1 protein-coding gene is annotated in these 449 nt (G+C 32.5%); it reads right to left on the bottom strand.

What is annotated here, in order from left to right:
- Positions 1-449 (bottom strand): hypothetical protein (locus LS69_RS10700; protein WP_194145506.1); only part of this gene is annotated, 449 nt, incomplete at both ends.

The following is a 449-nucleotide window of genomic DNA, read 5'->3' as shown; positions in this document are numbered from 1 at the left end:
TAAAGAATAATCTTGCAGGATAGTTTGGATAACTATTAGGAGTGAGAATCTTTTGAGTGGTTTGTTTAATTGTTTTTTGTCCTTGTGTATTGGTGATTGTTTTTCTTGCTAGATGATAGGGTTCTTGTTCATAGTCTTTATCATTGAGTAATAAGATATGAAAGAACTCTCCTCTTTCTTCTTCTTTAAGAGTAAAAAGAACTTCTCCTTTAGAATTGGTGGTTTGGATATAGGTTTCTTTAGAATCTATGTTTTTAATTTGAATGGCTTTATTCTCTAAGGGCATAAAGGTATCATAATCTTTTATTTCAAGTTTGAAGTCTATACTTTCTTCACTACTTGGGTGAGGATTACAATAAGGAGTTGGATTATATAGAGTAGAAGTATTAGAATCTTTAGAGTAGGAATTTAAGAGAGGAGAATGGGAAGGATTGAGGGGGTGGAGGGAG

The sequence above is a fragment of the Helicobacter sp. MIT 05-5294 genome (genome assembly GCF_000765675.1).
Taxonomy (GTDB): Bacteria; Campylobacterota; Campylobacteria; order Campylobacterales; family Helicobacteraceae; genus Helicobacter_D.
Note: the sequence above shows the minus strand (reverse complement) of the source record. Positions and strands in the feature narration are given on the sequence as shown.